Origin of the sequence: Streptomyces pluripotens, from assembly GCF_000802245.2 — a bacterium.
GTDB lineage: Bacteria > Actinomycetota > Actinomycetes > Streptomycetales > Streptomycetaceae > Streptomyces > Streptomyces pluripotens.
Genome location: NZ_CP021080.1, coordinates 5656106 through 5680040 on the forward strand (window position 1 = coordinate 5656106; position 23935 = coordinate 5680040).

At 70.1% G+C, this 23935-nt stretch carries 23 protein-coding genes and 1 pseudogene; 16 read left to right on the forward strand and 8 right to left on the reverse strand.

Annotated features, from left to right (window positions below; translation table 11 throughout):
• The first annotated feature begins 62 nt into the window (after positions 1-62).
• On the forward strand, positions 63-713 hold the full coding sequence (locus LK06_RS25415) for a thymidine kinase (protein WP_039652490.1): 651 nt from the start codon (positions 63-65) through the stop codon (positions 711-713).
• A 79-nt stretch (positions 714-792) separates the two neighbouring features.
• On the opposite strand, the gene LK06_RS25420 is transcribed toward LK06_RS25415, so the two are convergent.
• On the reverse strand, positions 793-1584 hold the full coding sequence (locus tag LK06_RS25420; RefSeq protein WP_039652489.1) for a VOC family protein: 792 nt from the start codon (positions 1582-1584) through the stop codon (positions 793-795).
• Positions 1585-1906: 322 nt separating this feature from the next.
• Here LK06_RS25420 and LK06_RS25425 point away from each other — a divergent pair, with 322 nt between their 5' ends.
• On the forward strand, positions 1907-2758 hold the full coding sequence (locus LK06_RS25425) for a sulfurtransferase (RefSeq protein WP_039652487.1): 852 nt from the start codon (positions 1907-1909) through the stop codon (positions 2756-2758).
• 65 nt (positions 2759-2823) lie between these two features.
• Here LK06_RS25425 and sepH read toward each other — a convergent pair whose 3' ends face one another.
• From sepH to LK06_RS34550, 3 genes and pseudogenes are all read right to left on the reverse strand, one after another.
• The gene (sepH, locus tag LK06_RS25430; RefSeq protein ID WP_039652486.1) at positions 2824-3852 is read right to left on the reverse strand and encodes a septation protein SepH; all 1029 of its coding nucleotides are present in this window, start codon (positions 3850-3852) and stop codon (positions 2824-2826) included.
• Between the two features lie 430 nt (positions 3853-4282).
• Entirely contained in the window at positions 4283-5602 is a 1320-nt protein-coding gene (locus LK06_RS25435; RefSeq protein ID WP_039652577.1) for a D-arabinono-1,4-lactone oxidase, read from the reverse strand.
• Positions 5565-6213 (reverse strand): annotated as a pseudogene (locus tag LK06_RS34550) (MFS transporter); the annotation flags it as partial. The gene LK06_RS25435 and the pseudogene LK06_RS34550, both read right to left, overlap by 38 nt.
• Positions 6214-6348: 135 nt before the next feature.
• Here LK06_RS34550 and LK06_RS25440 point away from each other — a divergent pair.
• Together LK06_RS25440 and LK06_RS25445 are read left to right on the forward strand one after the other, a co-directional pair.
• Positions 6349-7476: a ferrochelatase gene (locus tag LK06_RS25440; RefSeq protein ID WP_039652484.1), complete on the forward strand. Its 1128-nt coding sequence runs from the start codon at positions 6349-6351 to the stop codon at positions 7474-7476.
• An 8-nt stretch (positions 7477-7484) separates the two neighbouring features.
• The gene (locus tag LK06_RS25445) at positions 7485-8300 is read left to right on the forward strand and encodes an inositol monophosphatase family protein (RefSeq protein WP_039652483.1); all 816 of its coding nucleotides are present in this window, start codon (positions 7485-7487) and stop codon (positions 8298-8300) included.
• A 461-nt stretch (positions 8301-8761) separates the two neighbouring features.
• On the opposite strand, the gene LK06_RS33870 is transcribed toward LK06_RS25445, so the two are convergent.
• Positions 8762-8935: a hypothetical protein gene (locus tag LK06_RS33870; protein WP_167381439.1), complete on the reverse strand. Its 174-nt coding sequence runs from the start codon at positions 8933-8935 to the stop codon at positions 8762-8764.
• 415 nt (positions 8936-9350) lie between these two features.
• Here LK06_RS33870 and LK06_RS25450 point away from each other — a divergent pair, with 415 nt between their 5' ends.
• The 4 genes from LK06_RS25450 (at position 9351) to LK06_RS25465 (ending at position 12875) form a co-directional block, all read left to right on the forward strand.
• Positions 9351-10004, forward strand: coding sequence for a response regulator transcription factor (locus tag LK06_RS25450; RefSeq protein ID WP_003993508.1), 654 nt, complete (start codon positions 9351-9353; stop codon positions 10002-10004).
• A gap of 6 nt (positions 10005-10010) precedes the next feature.
• Entirely contained in the window at positions 10011-11258 is a 1248-nt protein-coding gene (locus LK06_RS25455; protein WP_039652479.1) for a sensor histidine kinase, read from the forward strand.
• A 392-nt stretch (positions 11259-11650) separates the two neighbouring features.
• Positions 11651-11947, forward strand: coding sequence for a DUF4193 domain-containing protein (locus tag LK06_RS25460; protein WP_005481602.1), 297 nt, complete (start codon positions 11651-11653; stop codon positions 11945-11947).
• Between the two features lie 13 nt (positions 11948-11960).
• On the forward strand, positions 11961-12875 hold the full coding sequence (locus LK06_RS25465; RefSeq protein WP_039652472.1) for a hypothetical protein: 915 nt from the start codon (positions 11961-11963) through the stop codon (positions 12873-12875).
• On the opposite strand, the gene LK06_RS25470 is transcribed toward LK06_RS25465, so the two are convergent.
• The gene (locus LK06_RS25470) at positions 12872-13336 is read right to left on the reverse strand and encodes a DUF3093 domain-containing protein (protein WP_039652470.1); all 465 of its coding nucleotides are present in this window, start codon (positions 13334-13336) and stop codon (positions 12872-12874) included. The genes LK06_RS25465 and LK06_RS25470 overlap by 4 nt on opposite strands.
• Before the next feature lie 58 nt (positions 13337-13394).
• Here LK06_RS25470 and LK06_RS25475 point away from each other — a divergent pair, with 58 nt between their 5' ends.
• From LK06_RS25475 to LK06_RS25505, 7 genes are all read left to right on the forward strand, one after another.
• Positions 13395-13979 carry a PaaI family thioesterase gene (locus LK06_RS25475; protein WP_039652468.1) on the forward strand — a complete coding sequence of 195 codons (585 nt, stop codon included), beginning with the start codon at positions 13395-13397 and terminating at the stop codon, positions 13977-13979.
• A complete protein-coding gene (dut, locus tag LK06_RS25480; RefSeq protein ID WP_039652467.1) occupies positions 13976-14536 on the forward strand; it encodes a dUTP diphosphatase in 561 nt (186 codons plus the stop codon). The genes LK06_RS25475 and dut overlap by 4 nt, the downstream gene beginning before the upstream one ends.
• A gap of 1 nt (position 14537) precedes the next feature.
• Positions 14538-15299: a DUF3710 domain-containing protein gene (locus LK06_RS25485; protein ID WP_039652466.1), complete on the forward strand. Its 762-nt coding sequence runs from the start codon at positions 14538-14540 to the stop codon at positions 15297-15299.
• Positions 15300-15555: 256 nt separating this feature from the next.
• Positions 15556-18138, forward strand: coding sequence for an ATP-binding protein (locus tag LK06_RS25490; RefSeq protein ID WP_052269914.1), 2583 nt, complete (start codon positions 15556-15558; stop codon positions 18136-18138).
• Positions 18132-18851 (forward strand): response regulator, encoded by a 720-nt coding sequence (locus tag LK06_RS25495; RefSeq protein WP_052319020.1) that lies wholly within the window; start codon positions 18132-18134, stop codon positions 18849-18851. Before LK06_RS25490 ends, LK06_RS25495 begins: the two co-directional genes overlap by 7 nt.
• A gap of 43 nt (positions 18852-18894) precedes the next feature.
• Complete coding sequence (locus LK06_RS25500; protein WP_071659157.1) at positions 18895-19293, forward strand: OB-fold nucleic acid binding domain-containing protein; 399 nt, start codon at positions 18895-18897, stop codon at positions 19291-19293.
• 3 nt (positions 19294-19296) lie between these two features.
• Positions 19297-20061: a DUF3159 domain-containing protein gene (locus LK06_RS25505; protein ID WP_039652462.1), complete on the forward strand. Its 765-nt coding sequence runs from the start codon at positions 19297-19299 to the stop codon at positions 20059-20061.
• Positions 20062-20146: 85 nt separating this feature from the next.
• Here LK06_RS25505 and LK06_RS25510 read toward each other — a convergent pair whose 3' ends face one another.
• Entirely contained in the window at positions 20147-20818 is a 672-nt protein-coding gene (locus tag LK06_RS25510; protein ID WP_039652461.1) for a potassium channel family protein, read from the reverse strand.
• Complete coding sequence (locus LK06_RS25515; RefSeq protein WP_039652459.1) at positions 20818-21489, reverse strand: potassium channel family protein; 672 nt, start codon at positions 21487-21489, stop codon at positions 20818-20820. Before LK06_RS25515 ends, LK06_RS25510 begins: the two co-directional genes overlap by 1 nt.
• Positions 21490-21885: 396 nt before the next feature.
• Between LK06_RS25515 and LK06_RS25520 the strand changes: the two genes are divergently transcribed.
• On the forward strand, positions 21886-23934 hold the full coding sequence (locus LK06_RS25520) for an APC family permease (RefSeq protein ID WP_039652457.1): 2049 nt from the start codon (positions 21886-21888) through the stop codon (positions 23932-23934).
• Position 23935 lies beyond the last annotated feature (1 nt).

Below are 23935 nucleotides of genomic sequence, written 5' to 3' on the forward strand. Positions count from 1 at the left end.
ACCCTCCGTCCCCGCACGACGACACGCCACAAGGCGTCCCACCGAAAGGTGTTCAATCCCTCATGTCCGAGCTGGTGTTCTTCTCCGGAACGATGGACTGCGGGAAATCGACGCTGGCTCTGCAGATCGAGCACAACCGTTCCGCGCGGGGCCTCATCGGCATGATCTTCACCCGGAACGACCGTGCGGGGCAGGGCAAGCTGTCCTCCCGGCTCGGTCTGGTCACCGACGCGGTAGAGGTCGAGGACGACCAGGACCTGTACGCCTACCTCGTGGAACACCTGTCGCAGGGCCGCCGGGCCGACTATGTGATCGCGGACGAGGCGCAGTTCCTCGGACCCGGCCAGATCGACCAGCTTGCGCGCGTGGTGGACGACCTCGGGCTCGACGTCTACGCCTTCGGGATCACCACCGACTTCCGCTCCAAACTCTTTCCCGGTTCGCAGCGGCTGGTGGAGCTCGCCGACCGCATTGAGGTGCTCCAGGTGGAGGCGCTGTGTTGGTGCGGGGCCCGCGCCACGCACAACGCCCGCACGATAGGCGGCGAGATGGTGGTCGAGGGCGCCCAGGTGGTCGTCGGCGACGTCAACCAGTCCGCCGGCGAGGTCGGTTACGAGGTGCTGTGCCGCCGCCACCACCGGCGCCGGATGACCGCCGCGGCGGCCCGCGCGGCGGCCCTCTCCCCGGACGTCCTGCCCGTCTCGACCACCTGAGCGTTCGGCACGGGTTCCGGAACCACCAAGAGCTCCCTGACGTTCGGCCGGGTGCCGGACCGAGGGAACGCCCCAGCGTTCAGTGCGGGTTCTGGATCACCGAGAACTCGGCCCCTTCGGGGTCAGACACCGTCGCGACCCGTCCGTGCGCGCTGTCGTGGGCCGGGCTGAGGACCCGGCCGCCGAGGGCCGCGACCTGTCGCAGTGTCGCGTCGGCGTCGGCGACCTCGAAGTACGTCCGCCAGTGCGAGCCGCGGTCGCGGGGTAGTGCGTGGCCCATGCCGTGGAGGCCCGCGACCGCACGGCCGCCGAGGTGCAGGGTGACGTAGTCGAAGTCAGCGGACACCACCGGCTCGGTCTCGTAGCCGAACACGCTCTGGTAGAACTTGGCGACGCTCTCGGTCTCGAAGGTGAGCAGCTCGTTCCAGGCCGGTGTGCCGGGAACACCGGTGATCGCCGTACCCAGAAGTGCGGTGCCCTGCCAGATCCCGAATACCGCCCCGGAGGGATCGGAGGCGATCGCCATCCGTCCGGCTTCGGCGGCGTCCAGTGGGCCCACGGCCACGGTGCCTCCGCACAACCGCACCGTGTCGGCCGTCTGGTCCACGTCGTCCGAGGCGAGGTAGGGAGTCCAGGCGATCGACAGCCTGTGGTCCGGGGGTAGTTGCCCCATGCCCGCCACATCGTGGCCGTTGAGCAGCGCCCGCACATACGGGCCGAGCTGTTGCGGCCCCGGCCGGAACTCCCAACCGAACAGCTCACCGTAGAACTCCTCGGTGGCGGCCAGTTCGTGCACCATCAGGCTCACCCAACAGGGCGTGCCGGGCGCGCGCCGTGCGTGCGGACCGGCCGGCTCCCGTGCCTCGGTCATCGATCACTCTCTCCCCGGCCCCTTGCGGTGGCCGTGTCGCTTCCGCTCCCCGGAAGGGGGTGTCCACGCCGGCCACGGGTACGCCCGTGCCGGTCCCCGCATCCTCCACGGTGCAGCCCGCTGTACCGCGCCGCGGCCCGCCGGTGCCTCCGGGAGGATGCCTGGTCTGCTGTCTCTCGCCGTTTCCTGACGATGGCCGCCGGATGTCCGTCGGCCGTACAGCGCGTGCTCGATCCCATACGCCTCGTGATCGAGCTTGTCCGGCCGAGCAGAGTAGCCGGACCTGGACGCCGCGGCCACCCCTGGCGTATGGATGGACGCCATGACAACCATCATCACCTCAGCCGAACTCGGAGAAGCGCTGTCCGGGGCGACCCCGCCCGTGCTGCTGGACGTCCGGTGGCAGTTGAGCCTGGCGAAGGCGACGGGCGCGCCGGCATTCGACGGGCGGGCCGCATTCGCGGGAGGGCACATCCCTGGTGCGGTCTTCGTCGACCTGGACGGGGAACTGGCCGCCCCGCCGGGGGCGAGCGGCCGGCATCCGCTGCCGGACCTCGCTCGGTTCGGTGCCACGATGCGCCGCGCGGGCGTGTCACCCGTTCGGCCGGTAGTGGTGTACGACGACGGACAGGGCTGGGCGGCCGCGCGTGCGTGGTGGATGCTGCGCTGGGCAGGTCACCCGGACGTGCGTGTCCTTGACGGCGGGTTGTCCTCCTGGGAGGGCGAACTGACGACGAAGACACCCGACCCGGCCCGGGGGGACTTCGTGCCGGCGCCGGGCGCGGTTCGCCTGCTGGACGCGGACGGGGCCGCGGCCCTGGCCCGTACGGGGGTGTTGCTGGACGCGCGCGCGGGGGAGCGGTACCGCGGTGAGGTGGAGCCGGTCGACAGGGTCGGCGGGCACATTCCGGGTGCGGTGTCGGCGCCGACGACGGAGAACGTGGGCCCCGACGGCCGTTTGCTGCCCGCCGCGGAACTCCGGGACCGCTTCAAGGCCCTGGGCATCTCCGGGGACACAGAGGTGGGGGTCTACTGCGGTTCGGGCGTCTCCGGCGCCCACGAGGTGCTCGCGCTGGCCGTGGCGGGTATCCCGGCGGCCCTGTACGTCGGTTCGTGGTCCGAGTGGTCCGCGGACCCGGCCCGCCCCGTGGCGGTGGGGGCAGACCCGCAGTAGCGGCAGCCGAGCGGGGCGGGGCGCGCCTCTCCGTGCGCCCCGCCCCGCCGCTGCCCTGCGGCCTGTTACTCCTGCTTCTTGCGGCGCGTGCCGAACACGATCTCGTCCCAGCTCGGCACGGCGGCGCGGCGGCCGGGGCGGACCCCGTCGGCCTCGGCCTGGCGGTCGGTGGCCCCGACCAGGCGGTCGCGGTGGCTGCCGACGGAGCGGGGCATGAGGACGTCCGCGTAGGCCGAGCCGGCCGAGGCGGCGGGTGCCGGGGGCTCCTCGACGGCGGGTTCCTCGGTGGACTCGGCCGTGGCCTCCGACGGTAGTTCTGGGACCACCAGGTCGCCCCGGAAGCTCGGCACGGCCTCCAGCAGGCTGGTCAGCGAGTCGCGTTCGCCCGTGTTCTCCTCGGCGGATTCGGACGGCTGTGCGGGCAGGCCGGGCCGCTCCCGGTCGCCCCGGTCCAGGGCGCGCTCGCGCGGCAGCCGGGCGATGCGCGGGACGAACGGGAAACTGGGCTCGGGCACGGCGAGGTCGTCGGACTCGCCGATCAGCGAGCGTGCCTCGTCGTCCACGGCCTGTACGAGCCGTCGGGGCGGATCGTACGTCCAGCCCGCCGAGTGCGGTTCGCCCGCGACCCGGTAGACGAGGAGCACCTCCCAGGTGCCGTCGTCGCGGCGCCAGGAGTCCCACTGCACGGTGTCCTTCTCGGCGCCACGCAGCAGCAGCCGCTCCTGGACGGCTTCACCAAGCAGCGGGCCGGAGTTCTCACCCGGCCGGCGGACCGGTGTCTTGCGGGCGCGCTCGGCCATGAAAGCACGCTCGGCCAGCACGGGGCCCTCGAAGCGGCGTACCCGGTCGACCGGGATGCCGGCGAGCTGGGCGACCTCTTCCGCGGTGGCACCGGCGCGTATACGGGCCTGGATGTCGCGGGGTCGGAGATGGCTCTCGACCTCGATCTCGATCTGTCCGAGGCGAGGCCTATCACCGCGCACGGCGGCACGCAGCCGTTCGTCGATCGGAAGCGTGTACTCCGTAGAGTCGGCAGCCTTCAGCACCAGCCGTGTGCCGTCATTCGAGACGGCCACGACACGCAGTTCGGGCATGGGGACCTCCCGGGTGGTGCCTGCCGACGTCACGTGCGTCGCTGCTTCCGCTAGTCGAGTGTGGCCTGCCCGGGTGCAGCCTGCCACAACCTTGCCGAGTTGCCCGGCGTGTCGGGCGCGGGCCCTGGATCGCCGTTATGGCACGGTTACCTGTTCGCAACGCTAAGTGACGAACCGCGTCACCCTGTGCAACTAGCCCCCTCCCGGCGGTCCTGCAAGGCACCGGGCACCCTGATGGGAGACCGGACCCAGGGCTCGCAACAGTACTCCATTCGGACCACGTGCGTGGATTGGCGCGCCGCCCAACTTCTGGCAAGGAAGGCGACTTGGCCCCCACCAACCGGTCTTGTCGATCATGAACGTGGCGAACCTCACGCAATCCGCACATCGGAGCTCAATGCCCCGTTTTCCGTCGGCTCCGTCGGGACGCCTATGCCCCCAGCACCCTCCGCAAGTAGTCGTTCTGGAACAGCCGTTCCGGGTCCAGTCGGTCCCGCAGCGCCGTGAACTCGCCGAACCGCGGGTAGGTCCGGTTGAAGTACCCGGCGTCCCGCGTGTGCACCTTGCCCCAGTGCGGCCGTCCTTCGTGGGCGGTGAAGATGCGCTCCGCCGCGCTGAAGTAGGCCTGGTACGGCGTGCCCCGGTACATGTGCACGGCGACATAGGCGCTGTCCCGGCCGGAAGCGGTGGAGAGGGTGATGTCATCGGCTGGCGCGGTGCGCACCTCGACCGGGAAGCTGATCCGTAGACCCGAGCGGTCGATCATGGCCCTGAGTTCACGCAGGGTCTCGGTCAGGGCCGCGCGGGGAACGGCGTACTCCATCTCCACGAAGCGCACCCGGCGCGGCGAGGTGAAGACCCTGTAGGGGATGTCCGTGTACGTCCGCGCGGACAGGGCCTTGCTGGAGATCCGCGCGATCGGGGGGACAGCTGCGGGCGCGGCGCGGCCGATCCACTGGGCCGCCTGGAAGACGCCGTTGGAGAGGAACTCGTCCTCGAACCAGCCGGCCAGCCGCCCCACGGGTCGCTCGGGGCCGGCGCTGCGGTTGTTGCGCTTGGTGTTGGTGTTGCCGGTGTGCGGGAACCAGTAGAACTCGAAGTGTTCGTTCTCGGCCCACAGTTGGTCGAACTCGGCGAGGACCCGATCGAACGGCATCGGTTCCTCGCGCGCGGTGAGCAGGAACAGGGGCTCTACGGCGAAGGTGATCGCGGTGACGATGCCGAGGGCACCGAGACCTATTCGGGCGGCCGCGAACACCTCGGGGTTCTCCTCGTCGGAGCAACTGAGCACCGAGCCGTCCGCCGTGACGAGTTCGAGTGCCTTGATCTGGGCAGCGATGGAAGCGGACTCGCGGCCCGTGCCGTGGGTGCCGGTGCTGGTGGCCCCGGAGACGGTCTGCTCCATGATGTCGCCCATGTTGGTGAGCGACAGGCCCTCGCGGGCCAGAGCTGCATTGAGCCTCTTGAGCGGGGTGCCCGCCTCGACGGTGACGGTCATGGACGCACGGTCGATGGTGCGGATGCCGGTCAGGAGCTGAGGGCGGATCAGCACACCGTCGGTGGCGGCGATCGACGTGAAGGAATGGCCCGTCCCGACCGCCTTCACCTTGAGCCCGTCCTCCCGGGCCCGGCGCACTGCGGCGGCCAGTTCCTCCACCGAGGCCGGTGTCACCTGCCGGGCGGGCCGGGCGGCCACGTTCCCGCCCCAGTTGCGCCAGGTTCCGATCTTCCCGCTCGCTGTGCTGCTCAACGGTGCCTCCCCGACCCGCGGCCGGCCTGCGCAGCCGGCGGTACCCGAGGAAACCGACCGCGACCGCGACGGCCCCGGACGCCACCGGAACCCCGTACCCCGCGCGCCGGCTGCGTCGATCGCCCAGCTCGCCGCGGGCGAGCCGAACGTGACACCGACCGTGAGGTCGGCGTCCACCCAGGTCGTGACCCCGGTGAGCCGTGCGCGAGGTACGTGCTCTTCGACGAGGGACACCGTCGTGATCATCGTCGGTGCGATGGACAGCCCCGCAACGAACAGCGCCACGGCCAGAAGCGGTAGGTTTCCGACCAGTAGGAAGGGGATCATACTCATGGCTGCCGCCGCCACGCCCGGCAGCCGGCGAGGTTCCGGTACCCCAGCGGTGCGCGCCGGTCCGAGGACCGTACCGGCCGCGCGGAAACCGGCTGCGCACAGCGCCGGGACCGTGCTCGCCGCGCCCTGATGGGCGCGCTCGCCGGCGAGGGCGACGGGGACCACGTTCACGCACCGAGAACCGTGGCGGCCGTCGCGAAAGCCGCCACCAGCGCCCGGAATCCCACCGGCCGCAGAGCGGAACCGCAGCCGGCACACGGACTCGGGAGACCCGTGGGCGACCGGGTGCATCGACTTCGCGGCGGGGGCGACCGCTGAGGGTCCGCTGGAGTGCCCCTCCGCCCGAACCCGTCGAATCCGACTCGTCCCCCCGCCGTTTCCCCGCTGCCGGCGCCGGGTGGCAGGATCGAGTCATGCCAGACGCGCTCGATGCCACTCCCTACGACGCCCTGCTCCTGCTCTCCTTCGGCGGCCCGGAAGGCCCGGATGACGTGGTCCCGTTCCTGGAGAACGTCACGCGCGGACGCGGCATCCCCAAGGAACGCCTGAAGGAAGTCGGGCAGCACTACTTCCTGTTCGGCGGGGTCAGCCCCATCAACGGTCAGAACCGTGCACTCCTGGACGCCCTGCGCAAGGACTTCGCCGAGCACGGACTGGACCTTCCGGTCTACTGGGGCAACCGCAACTGGGCGCCGTATTTGACGGACACCCTGCGTGAGATGGCCGCCGACGGCCGCCGCCGCATCCTGGTGCTCGCCACCAGCGCCTACGCCTCCTATTCGGGCTGCCGCCAGTACCGCGAGAACCTCGCCGACGCGCTGGCCGTCCTCGAAGCCGAGGGCGTCCCGCTGCCGAGGGTCGACAAGCTGCGCCACTACTTCAACCACCCCGGCTTCGTCGAGCCCATGATCGAGGGCGTGCTGCGTTCCCTCGCCGACCTTCCCGAGGAGGTCCGCGGCGGCGCCCACATCGCCTTCACCACCCACTCCATCCCGATCTCCGCGGCCGACACCTCCGGCCCCGCCGAGGCCCACGGGGAAGGCGGTGCCTACGTCGCGCAGCACTTGGACGTGGCCCGGCTGATCGCCGACGCCGTCCGCGAGCGGACCGGTGTCGAACACCCCTGGCGACTCGTTTACCAGTCCCGCTCCGGCGCCCCGCACATTCCATGGCTGGAGCCGGACATCTGCGACCACCTGACAGAGCAGCACGCGGCTGGCGTCCCGGCCGTCGTCATGGCCCCCATCGGCTTCGTCTCCGACCACATGGAGGTCCGCTACGACCTCGACACCGAGGCCGTGGCCAAGGCCCAGGAACTGGGACTGCTGGTGCGCCGCTCGGCCACCGTGGGTGCCGACCCCCGGTTCGCCGCAGCGGTCCGGGAGCTGGTCCAGGAGCGGGCCGCCGCGGAGCGCGGGCAGGAGGTCGCCCCCTGCGCCCTGGGCGCCCTCGGCCCGAGCCACCACCTGTGTCCGGTCGGCTGCTGTCCGGCCCGTGCCCCCCATCCGGCCGCCGCAGGCGCCGACAGTCCCTACGCGTGAGGAGACCCGTGACCGACGTTCTGCACCACGACCTGCTCGAACTGGCCCGGGAGGCCGCTCGGCGCGCCGGTGAACTGCTACGGGACGGCCGTCCGGCCGATCTCGTGGTGGCGAAGACCAAGTCCAGTCCGATCGACGTCGTCACCGAGATGGACATCGCGGCGGAGAAGCTGATCACCGATCTGATCGCCGGCAGGCGCCCCGACGACGGCTTCCTCGGCGAGGAGGGCGCCTCCGTCGAGGGCACGAGCGGTATCCGCTGGGTGATCGACCCGCTCGACGGCACCGTCAACTATTTGTACGGGTTGCCGACCTGGGCCGTGTCCATCGCCGCCGAACAGCACGGCGAGACCGTCGTCGGAGTCGTCGCGGCTCCGATGCGCGGTGAGACGTACCACGCCGTGCGTGGCGGCGGTGCCTGGGCCACGGGTGCGTGGGAGGGCGAGCGGGCGCTTTCCTGCCGTCCCGCGCCCCCGCTGGACCAGGCGTTGGTCTCCACCGGCTTCAACTACGTCGCCGAGGTCCGTGCTCACCAGGCCGAGGTGGTCGGCCGGCTCGTCCCGCTGCTGCGGGACATCCGGCGCGGCGGCTCAGCGGCGATCGATCTGTGTGACGTGGCCTGCGGCAGGCTGGACGGGTTCTACGAACGCGGGCTCAACGCATGGGACGTCGCGGCCGGGGACCTGATTGCGCGGGAGGCGGGCGTGCTGACCGGTGGACGGCCCGGAGAGCGCCCGTCGCGCGATCTGACCGTCGCGGGGACGCCGGGAGTCTTCGAGCTCCTGCAGCAGTTGCTGGAGGACTTTGGGGCCTGGCACGACTGAGCCCCGAAGTGAGCCGGACGCACGTGCGGGGCGTGGCCACGGAGAAGCCAGTCGCACACAGCGGAGCGGGACCCCGCGCGGCATTGACACTGCCGGCGGATTCGGCCGGCACGGTGCGCTGGGACATGCGGACGTGTCCCGGTGCGTTTGAGGCCCCCGGATCGGCCCCCACCCCCTCGTCATGCGAGCGAACGCCCGGGTGACGAGGGGCCGGGAGCCGTGGGCCGGTGAGGGCCCCACGCCGCTCAGCGGCCGGTTGGAGCCGGACGTACGGCCGGTTCGTGAGGCGTTTCGGTGGCCCGGCCGCATTGCGCGCAGCGGTACCGGCTCCTTGCCGAGCATGACATCGGCCTTCACGATCCGTAGCAGGTCGTGAAGGCCGATGTCATGCTCGCCCCCCACGATCCACCAGCGGTGTCCTGGATGCGCCGGGGGCCCGTCTAGCTGTGCTTGCGGGCCGGTCAGACGCGTGACGCGCCGACTTCCACACCATGCTCGGCGGCGAGGCGGCGCAGGTCGTCGAGTTCTGCCTGCTCCACCTCGACGAGGAAGTCGTCGCCCTCGTCACGAGCCCGCGACAGATCGGACTCGGTCGCCTTTATGCGTTGCAGAAGTCCTGCGGTGAAAGCGTCCATGCTGCGCCCCCTCGTCCTTGGGTCGTGGGTCGGTGGCACGGGGGTGTGCCGGTCGGGAAGGGCGATCACGTCTCTCGCAGGTGCCCAGCGCTGCCCTGCCGGGCGGCGACGGTGCCGGACACCCACGCCCGCTCTGCGAAGCGGATCGCGGAGTACCGCATGGTGCTGCGGCACATGCAGAGCGTGATCGCGGGGTGTAAAGCCGTCCTCCCCCCACTCCCTTCGGCGGAAACCTCAACCGCAGGAAAAAAAATCCCGCACGCCCGCGCCGGAGCCCCGGCCCCTGCGGTCCGGCATCCGTCTTACAGCCGACTTACGGCGGAAAAGGGCAGGATGGAGGCCGCAACCCCAGGACATCCCTGCCCTCACGCGCTCACGGAGCGCCACACGGGTGGACACAGGAAGGAAGAGCGACGTGCGCGTACTCGTCGTCGAGGACGAGCAGCTGCTCGCGGATGCGGTGGCCACCGGACTGCGCCGGGAGGCCATGGCCGTCGACGTCGTGTACGACGGTGCAGCCGCCTTGGAGCGCATCGGCGTCAACGACTACGACGTGGTCGTCCTCGACCGCGACCTCCCGCTCGTGCACGGCGACGACGTCTGCCGCAAGATCGTCGAGCTGGGCATGCCCACACGCGTGCTCATGCTCACAGCCTCTGGTGACGTCAGCGACCGGGTCGAAGGTCTCGAGATCGGCGCCGATGACTATCTACCCAAGCCGTTCGCGTTCAGTGAGCTGATCGCGCGGGTGCGTGCCTTGGGTCGCCGGACCAGCGTGCCCCTGCCGCCGGTCCTGGAGCGCGCCGGCATCAAGCTCGACCCCAACCGCCGTGAGGTCTTCCGTGACGGCAAGGAGGTGCAGCTCGCGCCGAAGGAGTTCGCGGTGCTGGAGGTGCTGATGCGCAGCGAGGGAGCGGTCGTCTCGGCCGAGCAGTTGCTGGAGAAGGCCTGGGACGAGAACACCGACCCGTTCACCAACGTGGTGCGCGTGACGGTCATGACCCTGCGCCGCAAGCTGGGCGAGCCGCCCGTCATCGTCACCGTGCCCGGCTCCGGCTACCGGATCTGATCCCCCGTGGCCGCGACACCCGCGCCGCCCCAGGCGCCACCGAAACCCACCTGGGACCCCAGGCGACCGCAGCCCCCCTTCCCGTGGCTGCGCCCGACCATCCGCATACGGCTCACGCTGCTGTACGGCGGCATGTTCCTGATCGCCGGCATCCTGCTGCTGTCGATCATCTACCTGCTGGCCGCTCAGGCGATCAGTACGGGCAACCAGCCCCTGTTCAAGATCGTCAGCTTCCAGGAGTTGAAGGTCTCCAGTGACAGTTGTCCCGCGATCAACACCAAGAGCCTGGCGCTGTCGGATTTCAACGACGCGATTGCCCACTGTGTGGACCAGCAGCGCCAGGCCGCCCTGGACAACCTGCTGAGCCGCTCGCTGCTGGCCCTGCTGGGCCTCGCCGTGATCGCCTTCGCGTTCGGTTACGCGATGGCGGGCCGGGTGCTGTCCCCGCTCGGCCGGATCACGCGCACGGCACGTGCGGTGGCGGGTTCGGACCTGTCCCGCCGGATCGAGCTGGACGGCCCAGACGACGAGCTGAAGGAACTGGCGGACACCTTCGACGACATGCTGGAGCGCCTGCAGCGCGCCTTCACCGCCCAGCAGCGCTTCGTCGGCAATGCCTCCCACGAGCTGCGCACCCCGCTCGCGATCAATCGCACGCTCCTCGAAGTGCACCTGTCGGACCCGAATGCGCCGGTGGAACTGCAGCAACTCGGCAAGACGCTGCTGGCCACCAACGAGCGCAGCGAGCAATTGGTCGAAGGCTTGTTGCTGCTTGCCCGCAGCGACAACCAGATCGTCGAGCGCAAACCCGTCGATCTGGCCGAGGTCGCCACGCAGGCCATCGATCAGGTGCATGCCGAGGCGGAGGCCAAGGGCGTCGAGATCCGCGGCGAGCGCAAGCCCGCCGTGGTGCAGGGCAACGGCGTGTTGCTGGAGCGGATCGCGCTGAACCTGGTGCAGAACGCGGTGCGCTACAACGTCCCGGAGAGCGGATGGGTCGAGGTGGAAACCGGCGTCGAGCACGGGCAGGCTGTGCTGACCGTGACCAACACAGGGCCGGTGGTGCCGGCGTACGAGATCGACAACCTCTTCGAGCCCTTCAGACGGCTCCGTACGGAGCGCACGGGCAGTGACAAGGGTGTGGGCCTCGGTCTGTCCATCGTCCGGTCCGTGGCCCGCGCGCACGGCGGCCACATCGCGGCTCGGCCCCGTGAGGGCGGCGGTCTGGTGATGCGCGTCACCTTGCCACTGTGATCGAGACCGACACACGCGAGAGATATTCGCTTTGGGCGGAATTTCCGGGGCGCCCTGCGAGGTTGTCCCTGTGTGATCGATCACATGGGCGGATTTCCGGTCACGTACTCTCCGTGATCAAGATGCTGGATGAAAAGTCTGTAATGTCCGGGTTTTTAAGGGTCTTGATCACGGGAAGTACACGGTGAGGCGCCTTTGGAGCGCGACATGGGGACCGTGTACGGTCCTCTCCGCCATCCAAGCCGATCACTCTTGAGGGGTCGGATTGGGTGTCGATTGAGTAACAGACCTTGATGTGAGGCAAAATCTCCGCCTCAGGTCGGGCACAAGTCCGGCCTCTCACGCGTTACGTGCGCTGGAGACACCGCAGACACCCAGAGGGGGAGAGCGATATGGCAACCGATTACGACACTCCACGCAAGACCGACGACGACGTCGACTCGGACAGCCTTGAAGAGCTGAAGGCCCGGAGGAACGACAAGTCCACCTCCGCGGTCGACGTCGATGAGTTCGAGGCCGCCGAAGGCCTGGAACTGCCCGGGGCCGACCTTTCGAACGAGGAGCTGGCCGTCCGTGTGCTGCCCAAGCAGCAGGACGAGTTCACCTGCATGAGCTGCTTCCTGGTGCATCACCGCAGCCAGCTGGCCCGGGAGAAGAACGGTCAGCCGATCTGCCGCGACTGCGACTGAGGGCGGGTCGGCCGTGACTGGCTCGACCCCTCCTCGGAAGCGCCGCTTCCCCTTGCGGAAAGCGGACCATGGGCCGTCCAACGGCCCGCACGGCGCGCGTGACGACGAGCGGGGCTCATTCGGTGCGGGAGCCTCGCTCGAACCGGCGGCCGACCGGGCAGACCACCCGGCGCCGGCGCAGCAGCCCGCGCCCGTCGCCTGGCGACGGGCCGCGGTGATCACGGAAGCGGCCCGGGACATGGCCGGGGAAGGCATCCGCAGGGGCGGCAGCCGCGCTCGCGCGGGGCTGACCTATCTCGTGGACCGGGTCATCGACATCGCCCCACGTGTCCCCGTGCGCGACCTCGCGACCCTGCGCGGGCAGTTTCCGGGCCTCGGGCCCGAAGAGCTCGCCGACAAGCTCGTGGCGGGTGCCGCGGCCGGTACATCGACCCTCGGAGCCGGGATCGGGGCGGCGGCGATGCTGCCGGTGCCACCGGCCATGCCGACCGAGCTGGCCGCCGAGATCACCGGGGTCGCCGCGATCGAGCTGAAGCTCATCGCCGAACTTCACGAGGTCTACGGCGTACGGCCGCCGGGAAACCTCAGAACCCGCAGCACCGCGTATCTGTCCTCCTGGTCGGGGGAGCGCGGGATCAACGTGCTCAGACCGTCGACGTACGACGCGGCCCTCGGCGGCCACATGAAGCGCGAGCTACGCCGGCAGATCATGAAGAGGGTCGTCCGGGACGTGCCCAACCTGATGCCGTTCATGGTGGGTGCCGCGGTCGGTGCGGTCCTGAACCGCCGGGAAACCAGAAGGCTCGCGGCACGTATCCGCGCCGACCTGCGCAGGGTCGCGGTGCCGTGGGACCAGCTGCCCGAACTGCAGCCCCTAGAGGAGCCGGCCCATCCGCTGAGGCTCGGGGAACTCCCCGGGGAACTCTAGGCGCGCGCCTTCCGCGCCGCCGCGATCGCTGCCGCTAGTTTCTCCGGCTCCCGCGTCGACAGGTACAGGTACGGCGTCGGATCCGCCGGGTCCGTGACCTCCACGCGCAGCGCCCTGGGGATGTAGGAGCGCAGCAACAGGAAGGCGCGGGTGTCGGCCTTGTACGTCCGCCAGGCACGGGCCTCCTCCGCGTCCAGGACGTGTGACTCGCCGAGCGCCGACACCGGGATCTTCGCCTCGCCCGCGATCAGGGAGTCACCCACCACACGGATGCGGGGGGAGCCGTAGGCACTGGTCACCACCGCTGCCGCAGCCGTACCCCCGACCAGGCCGCCGAGCAGCGGCAGAGGTCCGAAGGGGAGCAGGATCAGGGCGAACGAGACGCCCACGAGGAAGCTGACCAGCCACCACGAGCGGGGGGCGGTGAGGCGTTCTTCGTAGGGGCTGGCGGAGAGCTGCATGGGGCCAAGCTTGGCACGGGATCCGCAACACGCCGACTCGCGGGTAAGGTCTGCGCCTGTGAGTGGTAGTTCTGCAGCTCTTCAGCCCCCCGCCGACGCGGTGCAACCGGTACGGCACCCCGATGCGCCCGCACCCGGTGAACTCCTCGGTGCCCACTACGAACACTGTTTCGGTTGTGGCCCCGGGCAACCGCACGGCCTGCACCTGGCCGCTCGCGCCGGCGACGGCGTCTCGCTGACCGCCGAGTTCACCGTCCAGCCCGCCCACCAGGGCGCCCCTGGCCTCGCCCACGGCGGGGTGCTCGCCACCGCCCTGGACGAGACCCTCGGCTCGCTGAACTGGCTGCTGCGGACCATCGCCGTCACCGGGCGACTGGAAACCGATTTCGTGCGACCGGTTCCGGTGGGTACCACGCTGCACCTGGAGGCCGAGGTCACCGCCGTCGCCGGGCGGAAGATCTACTCCAGCGCCACCGGGCGCATCGGCGGTCCCGACGGGCCCGTCGCCGTCCGCGCCGACGCCCTCTTCATCGAAGTGAAGGTGGACCACTTCATCGACCACGGCCGCAAGGACGAGATCCAGGCCGTCATGGACGACCCGGACCAGATCCGGCGTACCCGAGCCTTCGAGGTGAACCCGTGAGCCGTGAGCCCCGCCAGGAACTCGCCGTGCTGCTCCGCCGCGTCGACCCTGACGTACCGCTTCCGGAATACGAGCATCCCGGGGACGCCGGAGCCGACCTGCGCACCACCGAGGCGTGCGAGCTGGCGCCCGGTGAGCGGGCCGTACTGCCCACGGGAGTGTCGATCGCGCTCCCGGAGGGGTACGCGGCCTTTGTGCACCCACGTTCCGGCCTCGCCGCCCGCTGCGGTGTCGCCCTCGTGAATGCCCCGGGGACGGTTGACGCCGGGTACCGTGGAGAGATCAAGGTGATCGTGGTGAATCTCGACCCGCGCGAGTCCGTGCGGTTCGAGCGCTTCGACCGGATTGCCCAACTGGTCGTCCAGCAGGTCGAGAGGGTTCGCTTCCGTGAGGTCGCGGAGCTTCCCGGCTCGACGCGGGCCGAGGGGGGCTTCGGGTCCACCGGTGGTCATGCCGCGGTGGGCGGCGACAGCGGCACAAGGGGCCGGACCACCGTGGGTGGTCCGGCGGGTGGGAATCGATACGCTTCGGTCGTATCCGACCGGGAAGGACAGTGACGTGTTCGGACGTCGCAAGAAGAAGGGTGCCGCCGAGGACGCGGCCGGCGAGGCCGAGCAGGTCGTCGACAGCGTCGACACCGAGGCGGACGAGGAGGAGGCCGAGCGCGAGCGCGTCCGGCTGGAGCCCGGGCCCCGGCCCGACGGGCCGTGGGACAGCGGTGAGGTGAGCGACCCGAGCGAAGGGCGCGTGGACCTCGGCGGTCTGTTCGTTCCGGGCGTCGACGGCATGGAGCTGCGGGTCGAGGTCGCCGGCGACGCGATCGTCGCCGCGACCGTGGTGCTGCGCGACAGCGCCGTCCAACTGCAGGCGTTCGCCGCGCCCAAGCGCGAGGGCATCTGGGGCGAGGTCCGCGAGGAGATCGCCTCCGGCATCACGCAGCAAGGCGGCATCATCGACGAGGTCGAGGGCCCGCTGGGCTGGGAGCTGCGGGCCCAGGTGCCGGTGCAACTGCCCGACGGCACCGGCGGCTTCCAGGTGGTGCGGTTCATCGGTGTGGACGGCCCCCGCTGGTTCCTGCGCGGTGTGATCTCCGGCCAGGGCGCGGTGCAGCCGCAGGCCGCTGGGCTGCTGGAGCAGATCTTCCGCGACACGGTCGTGGTCCGCGGTGACGGACCGATGGCCCCCCGCGACCCGATCGTCCTCAAGCTGCCCAACGATGCCCAGATGGTGCCCGAGGGCGTCCAGTCGGAGGAGTCCTCACGCTTCTCCGGCGGCATGGGCCAGCTGCAGCGCGGACCGGAGATCACCGAGGTTCGTTGACGGCGAAGGCGTCAAGGGCCGCGTCCCCGTGGGGGTGCGGCCCTTCCGCACGTACGGCCGATCCTGGCCCGGGTAAGGCAGCGGGGGACAGCGCGCGCGGAGATCCACCACGCAGCGCCCCTGCCGTCAGGGTTGCGTCAAAGACGTCCGATGCCCGCGTCCTCGTCCCGGATGCCCGCATCATGGGCCGTAAGGTCGACGCTGCGCAGGCGGCAGTCACGGGAAGACGCGGCAGTCACGGGAAGACGATGAGGCCATGGCACGCGGCAAGCTCCGGATCTACCTTGGCGCGGCACCGGGGGTGGGCAAGACCTACGCCATGCTCGCCGAGGCGCACCGCCGCGTGGAGCGCGGCTCCGACTGTGTCGTCGGGTTCGTCGAGCACTACGACCGGCCGCGTACCGAGGTGATGCTGCACGGTCTGGAACAGGTGCCGCGCAGACGGCTGGAGCACCAGGGTGCCGTCTTTGCCGAGATGGACGTTGACGCCGTACTGCGCCGGGCCCCCGCCGTGGCCCTGGTGGACGAACTGGCCCACACCAACGTGCACGGCTCCCGCAACGCCACACGCTGGCAGGACGTGGAGGAACTGCTCGCCGCCGGGATCGACGTGATCTCGACCGTCAACATTCAGCACCTGGAATCACTCGGTGATGTGGTGGAGTCGATAACCGGGGTGCGGCAGCTGGAAACCGTCCCTGACGAGGTGGTGCGGCGAGCCGATCAGATCGAGCTGGTCGACATGTCGCCACAGGCGCTGCGCCGCCGTATGGCACACGGCAACGTCTACCGGCCGGACAAGGTCGATGCAGCGTTGTCCAACTACTTCCGGCCCGGAAATCTCACCGCCCTGCGGGAGCTGGCGCTGCTGTGGGTGGCCGACCGGGCCGACGAGTACCTGAACGAGTACCGCAGCCGGCACCGGGTCTTCGGGATCTGGGGCTCCCGCGAGCGGATCGTCGTCGGACTCACCGGCGGACCCGAGGGGCGCACGCTCATCCGCCGTGCCACCCGACTCGCCGAGAAGGGCGCCGGTGGCACGGTCCTCGCCGTCTACATAGCCCGCAGCGACGGCCTCCCCGCCGCTGCCTCCCCGAAGGAGCTGGCCGTCCAGCGCACTCTCGTGGAGGACCTCGGCGGCACCTTCCACCACGTGGTCGGCGACGACATACCGGCCGCGCTGCTGGACTTCGCGCGTGGTGTCAACGCCACCCAGATCGTGCTCGGCTCCTCCCGCCGCAAAGCCTGGCAGTACGTCTTCGGGCCCGGTGTCGGTGCGACGGTCGCCCGGGACTCCGGTCCCGACCTCGATGTGCACATCGTCACCCACGAGAAGGCGGCCCAAGGCCGTGGGCTGCCCATGGCCCGCGGCGGACGGCTCGGTGGGGCCCGGACCCGCTGGGGCTGGACGGTGGCGCTGGCCGGGCCGGTGGCGCTCGCCGTGCTGCTGAGCGCGGTCCACCTCGGCTTCGCGGGCGGCGTGCTGCTGTTCTTGGCCGTGACCGTCGCCGCGGCCCTGCTCGGCGGTCTGCCGCCCGCCCTGGCCGCGGTGGTCTTCGGCTCGCTGCTGCTGAACTACTTCTCCACCCCACCGCTGCACCGGTGGACCATCGCCGATCCCAAGGACATCGTCGCCATCGTGATCTTCTTCGGGGTGGCGGTGTCGGTGGCCTCGGTGGTGGATCTCGCGGCCCGGCGCACCCGCCAGGCCGCCCGGCTGCGCGCCGAGTCCGAGATCCTCTCTTTCCTCGCCGGGAACGTGCTGCGCGGCGAGACCAGCCTGGAGGAGCTGCTGGAGCGGGTCCGGGAGACCTTCGCTATGGAGGCGGCCACCTTGTTGGAACGGGCGGACGACACGGAACCGTGGACCTGCGCGGGCCACGCCGGGACCGGGCCCCTGTTGGCGCGCCCCGAGGACGCCGACGTCGACATGCCCGTCGGCGACCACATGGCTCTCGCGCTCACCGGCCGTGTGTTGCCCGCGGAGGACCGCCGGGTGCTCGCCGCCTTCGCCGCGCAGGCCGCCGTCGTCCTCGACCGCCGACGGTTGCAGGAAGAGGCCGACCGGGCGCGCACGCTCGCCGAGGGCAACCGCATCCGCACCGCCCTGCTGGCCGCCGTCAGCCACGACCTGCGCACCCCGCTGGCCGGTATCAAGGCCGCCGTGTCGTCGCTGCGCTCCGGTGACGTCACCTGGACCGAGGAGGACCGGGCCGAGCTGCTGGCGGGTATCGAGGAAGGCGCCGACCGGCTCGACCACCTGGTCGGCAACCTCCTCGACATGTCCCGGCTGCAGACCGGCACCGTCACCCCGCTCATCCGCGAGATCGACGTCGACGAGGTCGTGCCGATGGCGCTCGGGGGCGTACCCGAGGACAGCGTCGAACTCGACGTGCCCGAAACACTGCCGATGGTTGCGGTCGACCCCGGGCTGCTGGAGCGGTCGGTGGCCAACCTGGTGGAGAACGCGGTCAAGTACAGTCCGCGCGGGCAGCGCGTCCTGGTCTCGGCAAGTGCCATGGCCGATCGGGTGGAGGTACGGGTGGTGGACCGTGGCCCGGGCGTGCCGGACGGCGCCAAGGACCGCATCTTCGAGCCGTTCCAGCGGTACGGTGACGCCCCGCGCGGTGCCGGTGTCGGGCTCGGGCTCGCGGTGGCCCGGGGCTTCGCCGAGGCCATGGGCGGCACCCTCGACGCCGAGGACACGCCGGGCGGTGGACTCACCATGGTCCTCAGCCTGCGCGCGGCAGGGGCGCGTCCCGGGTCCGCTCGGGCACCGAAGAACACCGCGGAGGCTGCGGAAGACACCGCAGGACCAGAAAGGCGGACCCCATGGTGAGCCCGAACGGGGGAACCCCACAGACCCCCACGAGGGTGCTGGTGGTCGACGACGAGCCGCAGATCGTGCGCGCCCTCGTGATCAGCCTCAAGGCACGCGGATACGAGGCCGACGCGGCCTCCGACGGCCGGAGCGCCCTCGAACTCGCCGCCTCCCGCCGCCCCGACGTGGTCGTCCTTGACCTGGGCCTGCCCGATATGGACGGCATTGACGTGATCAGGGGCCTGCGCGGCTGGACCCGGGTGCCGATCCTGGTGCTGTCCGCACGGCACTCCTCGAAAGAGAAGGTCCAAGCGCTGGACGCGGGCGCCGACGACTACGTCACCAAGCCCTTCGGCATGGACGAGCTGCTGGCCCGGCTACGGGCCGCCGTGCGCCGGGCCGAGCCGGTCGGCCCCGCCGAGGACGATCTGAGGGTGGTGGAAACCGAGGGCTTCACCGTGGATCTGGCCGCCAAGAGGGTCAGTCGCGCCGGCAGGGACGTCCGGCTCACCCCGACCGAGTGGCACCTGCTGGAGGTGCTGGTCCGCAACACCGGCCGGCTGGTCGGCCAGAAGCAACTGCTGCAGGAGGTGTGGGGGCCGTCGTACGGGACCGAGACCAACTATCTGCGCGTGTACATGGCCCAGCTGCGCCGGAAACTGGAGACGGACCCCTCACACCCGAAGCACTTCGTCACCGAGCCGGGGATGGGGTACCGGTTCGAGAAGTGAGCTTGGCTACGGCGCTGTCAGCGGGCCCCGGTACGCTTCAGGTATGAGTGCTGTTCCTCGTTCCGGAAAGCCGGCCGGCCGGTTCCGGCGCATGCTCGACCGGCTCTCCACGTCCCAGGAGGACCTGGAGTCCGAGGAGCTGCGCGAAGATGCCGAGACGACCGGCTGCACGAAGATCTGTGATTGCCGGGACCGGCAGATCGTTACCGTAACTGGTACCTTGCGCACGGTCACGTTGCGTCCGCGTGCCGGCGTCCCGGCCTTGGAGGCCGAGCTGTTCGACGGTTCCGCCGCGCTGGACGTGGTGTGGCTCGGCAGGCGTTCCATCGTGGGCATAGAACCGGGGCGCAAGCTGATCGCATCGGGCCGGATCTCGATGAGCCGGGGCCGCCGGGTGTTGTTCAATCCGAAGTACGAACTGCGACCTCTCGGACGGGAGTAGCCGGTGACGTCCCTCGACAAGCCGACCGAAGACACCGACCAGCCTCTAGCGGGGGACGCCCGCGCGGTGACCGAGGCGGCGCTGTTCGAAGCGTTCGGCGGTGTCCGCGGCATGGTCGAGACGGTCGTGCCGGGCCTGCTGTTCGTCGCGATCTTCACGGTCAACAAGGACCTGCACCTGTCGGCGATCGCCGCGCTGGCGGTCTCCCTCGTCCTGGTGGTCGTCCGGCTGGCCATGAAGGACACCGTCAAGCACGCCTTCAGCGGCGTCTTCGGTGTGGTCTTCGGCGTCGCGTTCGCGATGTTCACCGGCAACGCCAAGGACTTCTACCTCCCCGGCATGCTCTACACGCTGGGCCTGGGATTCGCGTACATCATCACGACGCTTGCCGGTGTGCCCCTGATTGGCCTCATCCTCGGCCCGGTGTTCAAGGAGAACCTCTCCTGGCGCACCCGTAACCCCGGCCGGAAGAAGGCCTATGCGAAGGCCAGTTGGGCCTGGGGCATGATCCTGCTCGCCAAGTGCGCGATCCTCTTCCCGTTGTACTGGTGGGCTGACACCACGCAGCTCGGCTGGGTCCTGGTCATCCTGAAGATCCCGCCGTTCCTGCTGGCGGTGTATCTCACCTGGGTCTTCCTCGCCAAGGCGCCCGCGCCCATCGACGTGTTCGCGGAGATGGAGGCCGAGGAGCAGGCCGAGAAGGAGCGCGAGGCGGCGCTGGCCACCGAGGGCGGCGAGCCGGCGGGCGGCAGGCACCGCCGGGGGTGACCCTGGCCGTGGCGCGGGACCGGTCGGAGTGTGGCGGCGGGCGTCCTTGAAGCCACGAACGCCCGCCGCGGTGCCGCCGAGACCGTCAGGTGTCTTCCCGCCGCACCGATAGCAGTTCCTCCAGCTGCTCCTCCCGGGCCTGTGCGGCCACGAAGAGGAGTTCGTCGCCCGCTTCCAGGGAGTCCTCCGTGGAGGGGGTCAGGACCCGGGTGCCGCGGATGATGGTGACCAGGGAGGTGTCCTGCGGCCACTCCACGTCACCGACCTGGGTGCCGGCCAGGGCCGACTCCTCGGGCAGCGTCAGCTCGACGAGGTTGGCGTCGCCGTGGCTGAAGCGGAGCAGGCGGACCAGGTCGCCGACGCTCACCGCCTCCTCGACCAGCGCAGACATCAGACGCGGGGTGGAGACGGCCACGTCCACGCCCCAGGCTTCGTTGAACAGCCACTCGTTCTTGGGGTTGTTCACCCGGGCCACGACACGCGGAACGCCGTACTCCGTCCTGGCGAGCAGTGACACGACCAGGTTGACCTTGTCGTCGCCGGTCGCGGCGATCACGACGTTGCAGCGTTGTAGCGCTGCCTCGTCCAGGGAGGTGATCTCACAGGCGTCGGCCAGCAGCCACTCCGCCTGCGGCACCCGTTCCACCGAGATGGCGGTCGGGGCCTTGTCGATGAGCAGGACCTCGTGGCCGTTCTCCAGCAGCTCGCCCGCGATCGAGCGGCCGACGGCGCCGGCCCCGGCAATGGCGACCCTCATCAGTGACCGCCCTCCTCTTCCGGGCCTCCGGCGAATGCCGCCTCGACCTTGTCCACGTCGTCCGTCCGCATCATCACGTGCACGAGGTCGCCCTCCTGCAGCACCGTCTGCGAGGTCGGCAGGATCGCCTCGCCCAGACGGGTCAGGAACGCCACCCGGACGCCGGTCTCCTCCTGCAGCTTGCTGATCTTGTGCCCCACCCACTCGGAGGACGCGTGAACCTCGGCGAGCTGCACCCCGCCGGTGGGATCGCGCCACAGGGGCTCGGCCCCGGAGGGCAGCAGACGGCGCAGCATCTGGTCGGCGGTCCAGCGGACCGTGGCCACCGTGGGGATGCCCAGACGCTGGTAGACCTCTGCGCGGCGGGGATCGTAGATGCGGGCGGCCACATTCTCCACGCCGAACATCTCGCGGGCCACGCGCGCGGAGATGATGTTGGAGTTGTCGCCGCTGGAGACGGCGGCGAAGGCGCCGGCCTCCTCGATGCCCGCTTCGCGCAGGGTGTCCTGGTCGAAGCCGACGCCGGTGACCCGACGGCCCCCGAATCCCGGACCCAGCCGACGGAAGGCGGTGGGGTCCTGGTCGATCACGGCGACCGTGTGTCCCTGTTGCTCCAGGGTCTGGGCAAGAGCGGAACCCACTCTTCCGCAGCCCATGATGACGATGTGCACGACCGTCCTTCCGGTGTCCAAAAGTTACTGCTCGGCATCAGGGTCTCAGACCGACGCCCAAAGCTACACACGGGCGTCGCGGGCCGGGCAACCCCCCTGCCGGAGGTTGCCCGGCCCGTCGGCGAGTGATGCTGCGCACGCCGTACCGGGTCAGGATTCCGAGGTAGGCGGGAGGGGTGGCCGCCCCGAATGAGTTCAGCAGTCGCGGGCGTGGCCCCTCCGGGGGCCGGTGGCGGGCGGGAATCTGCGACCTGGGTACGGAGCCTGCAGTGGCTGCGGAATCCGCAACTCCACATTCTGCCGAGTTCACTCGTGGGGCAGACAGGGGACGGTTCGGGGTCGGATAGGGGATGGCGGGTGGGCGGCTGCCAGTTCGAAGGCTTACGATCCTCTGTCGTGTCCAAACTGACCGACGTGCCCAAACGGATCCTGATCGGGCGCGCACTGCGCAGTGACCGGCTGGGGGAAACACTCCTGCCGAAGCGCATCGCACTCCCCGTCTTCGCCTCCGACCCGCTGTCCTCCGTCGCCTATGCGCCAGGAGAGGTCCTGCTGGTCCTGTCCGTCGCGGGCGTGTCGGCGTACCACTTCAGCCCGTGGATCGCCCTCGCGGTCGTCGTGCTGATGTTCACCGTCGTCGCCTCCTACCGGCAGAACGTGCATGCCTACCCGAGCGGTGGCGGCGACTACGAGGTGGCCACCACCAACCTCGGACCGAAGGCGGGCCTGACCGTCGCCAGCGCCCTGCTGGTGGACTACGTCCTGACCGTCGCCGTCTCCATCGCCTCCGGCATCGAGAACCTGGGTTCCGCGATCCCCTTCGTCGTGCAGCACAAGGTGCTCTGCGCGGTCGCCGTGATCGTCCTGCTGACGCTGATGAACCTGCGTGGCGTGAAGGAGTCGGGCAAGCTCTTCGCGATCCCGACGTACGTGTTCGTCGGTGGCGTCTTCATCCTGATCCTGTGGGGCGCCTTCCGCGGTCTGGCCCTGGGCGACACCATGCGCGCGCCCACGGCCGACTACCAGATCAAGGCCGAACACCAAGGACTTGCCGGGTTCGCCCTGATCTTCCTGCTCCTGCGGGCCTTCTCCTCCGGCTGCGCCGCGCTCACCGGCGTGGAGGCGATCTCCAACGGCGTCCCGGCTTTCCGCAAGCCCAAGTCCAAGAACGCGGCGACCACGCTGGCGATGATGGGCCTGCTGGCCGTGACCATGTTCTGCGGCATCATCGCCCTCGCCCTGGTGACCAAGGTCCGTATGGCCGAGAACCCGGCCGCCGACCTGCTCCACAACGGGCAGCCGCTCGGTGCCGGCTATGTTCAGGACCCGGTGATCTCCCAGGTCGCCGCGGCGGTGTTCGGCGAGGGCAGCTTCCTGTTCGTCGTACTGGCGGCTGCGACGGCGCTCGTCCTGTTCCTGGCCGCGAACACGGCGTACAACGGCTTCCCGCTGCTCGGCTCGATCCTCGCCCAGGACCGCTACCTGCCGCGCCAGCTGCACACCCGCGGCGACCGCCTCGCCTTCTCCAACGGCATCGTGCTCCTCGCGGGCGCCGCCATGCTGCTGACGGTCGTCTACGGCGCGGACTCCACACGCTTGATCCAGTTGTACATCGTCGGCGTGTTCGTGTCCTTCACGCTCAGCCAGATCGGCATGGTCCGGCACTGGAACCGCCATCTGGCGGTCGAGAAGGACCCGGCCTCACGCAGCCGCATGATTCGTTCCCGCGCGATCAACGCGTTCGGCGCCTTCTTCACCGGCCTGGTGCTCGTCGTCGTCCTGGTCACCAAGTTCACCCATGGCGCCTGGGTCGCCCTGCTGGGCATGGTCATCTTCTACGCGACGATGACCGCGATCCGGAAGCACTACGACCGCGTCGCCGAGGAGATCGCGGCCCCGGAGGGTCCGAGCGACGACATGGTCCGCCCGTCCCGGGTGCACTCGGTGGTGCTGATCTCGAAAATCCACCGTCCTACGCTGCGAGCCCTGGCCTACGCCAAGCTGATGCGCTCGGACACCCTGGAGGCGCTCACGGTCAATGTCGACCCGGCCGAGACCAAGGCGCTGCGCGAGGAGTGGGAGGTCCGTGGCATCGACGTTCCGCTGAAGGTGCTGGACTCGCCGTACCGAGAGGTCACGCGGCCAGTGATCGAGTACGTCAAGAGCCTGCGCAAGGAGTCCCCGCGCGACGCGGTCTCCGTGATCATTCCCGAGTACGTGGTCGGACACTGGTACGAGCACCTGTTGCACAACCAGAGCGCCCTGCGCCTGAAGGGCCGGCTGCTGTTCACCCCCGGAGTGATGGTCACCTCCATCCCCTACCAGCTGGCCTCCTCCGAGGCGGCCAAGCTGCGAGCCCGCAAGCGGCAGGAGTGGAACGCGCCCGGTGCGGTCCGGCGGGGTCCTGCCGAGCGGCCCAAGGCGGCGCCCGCGGGGAAGGACTGAG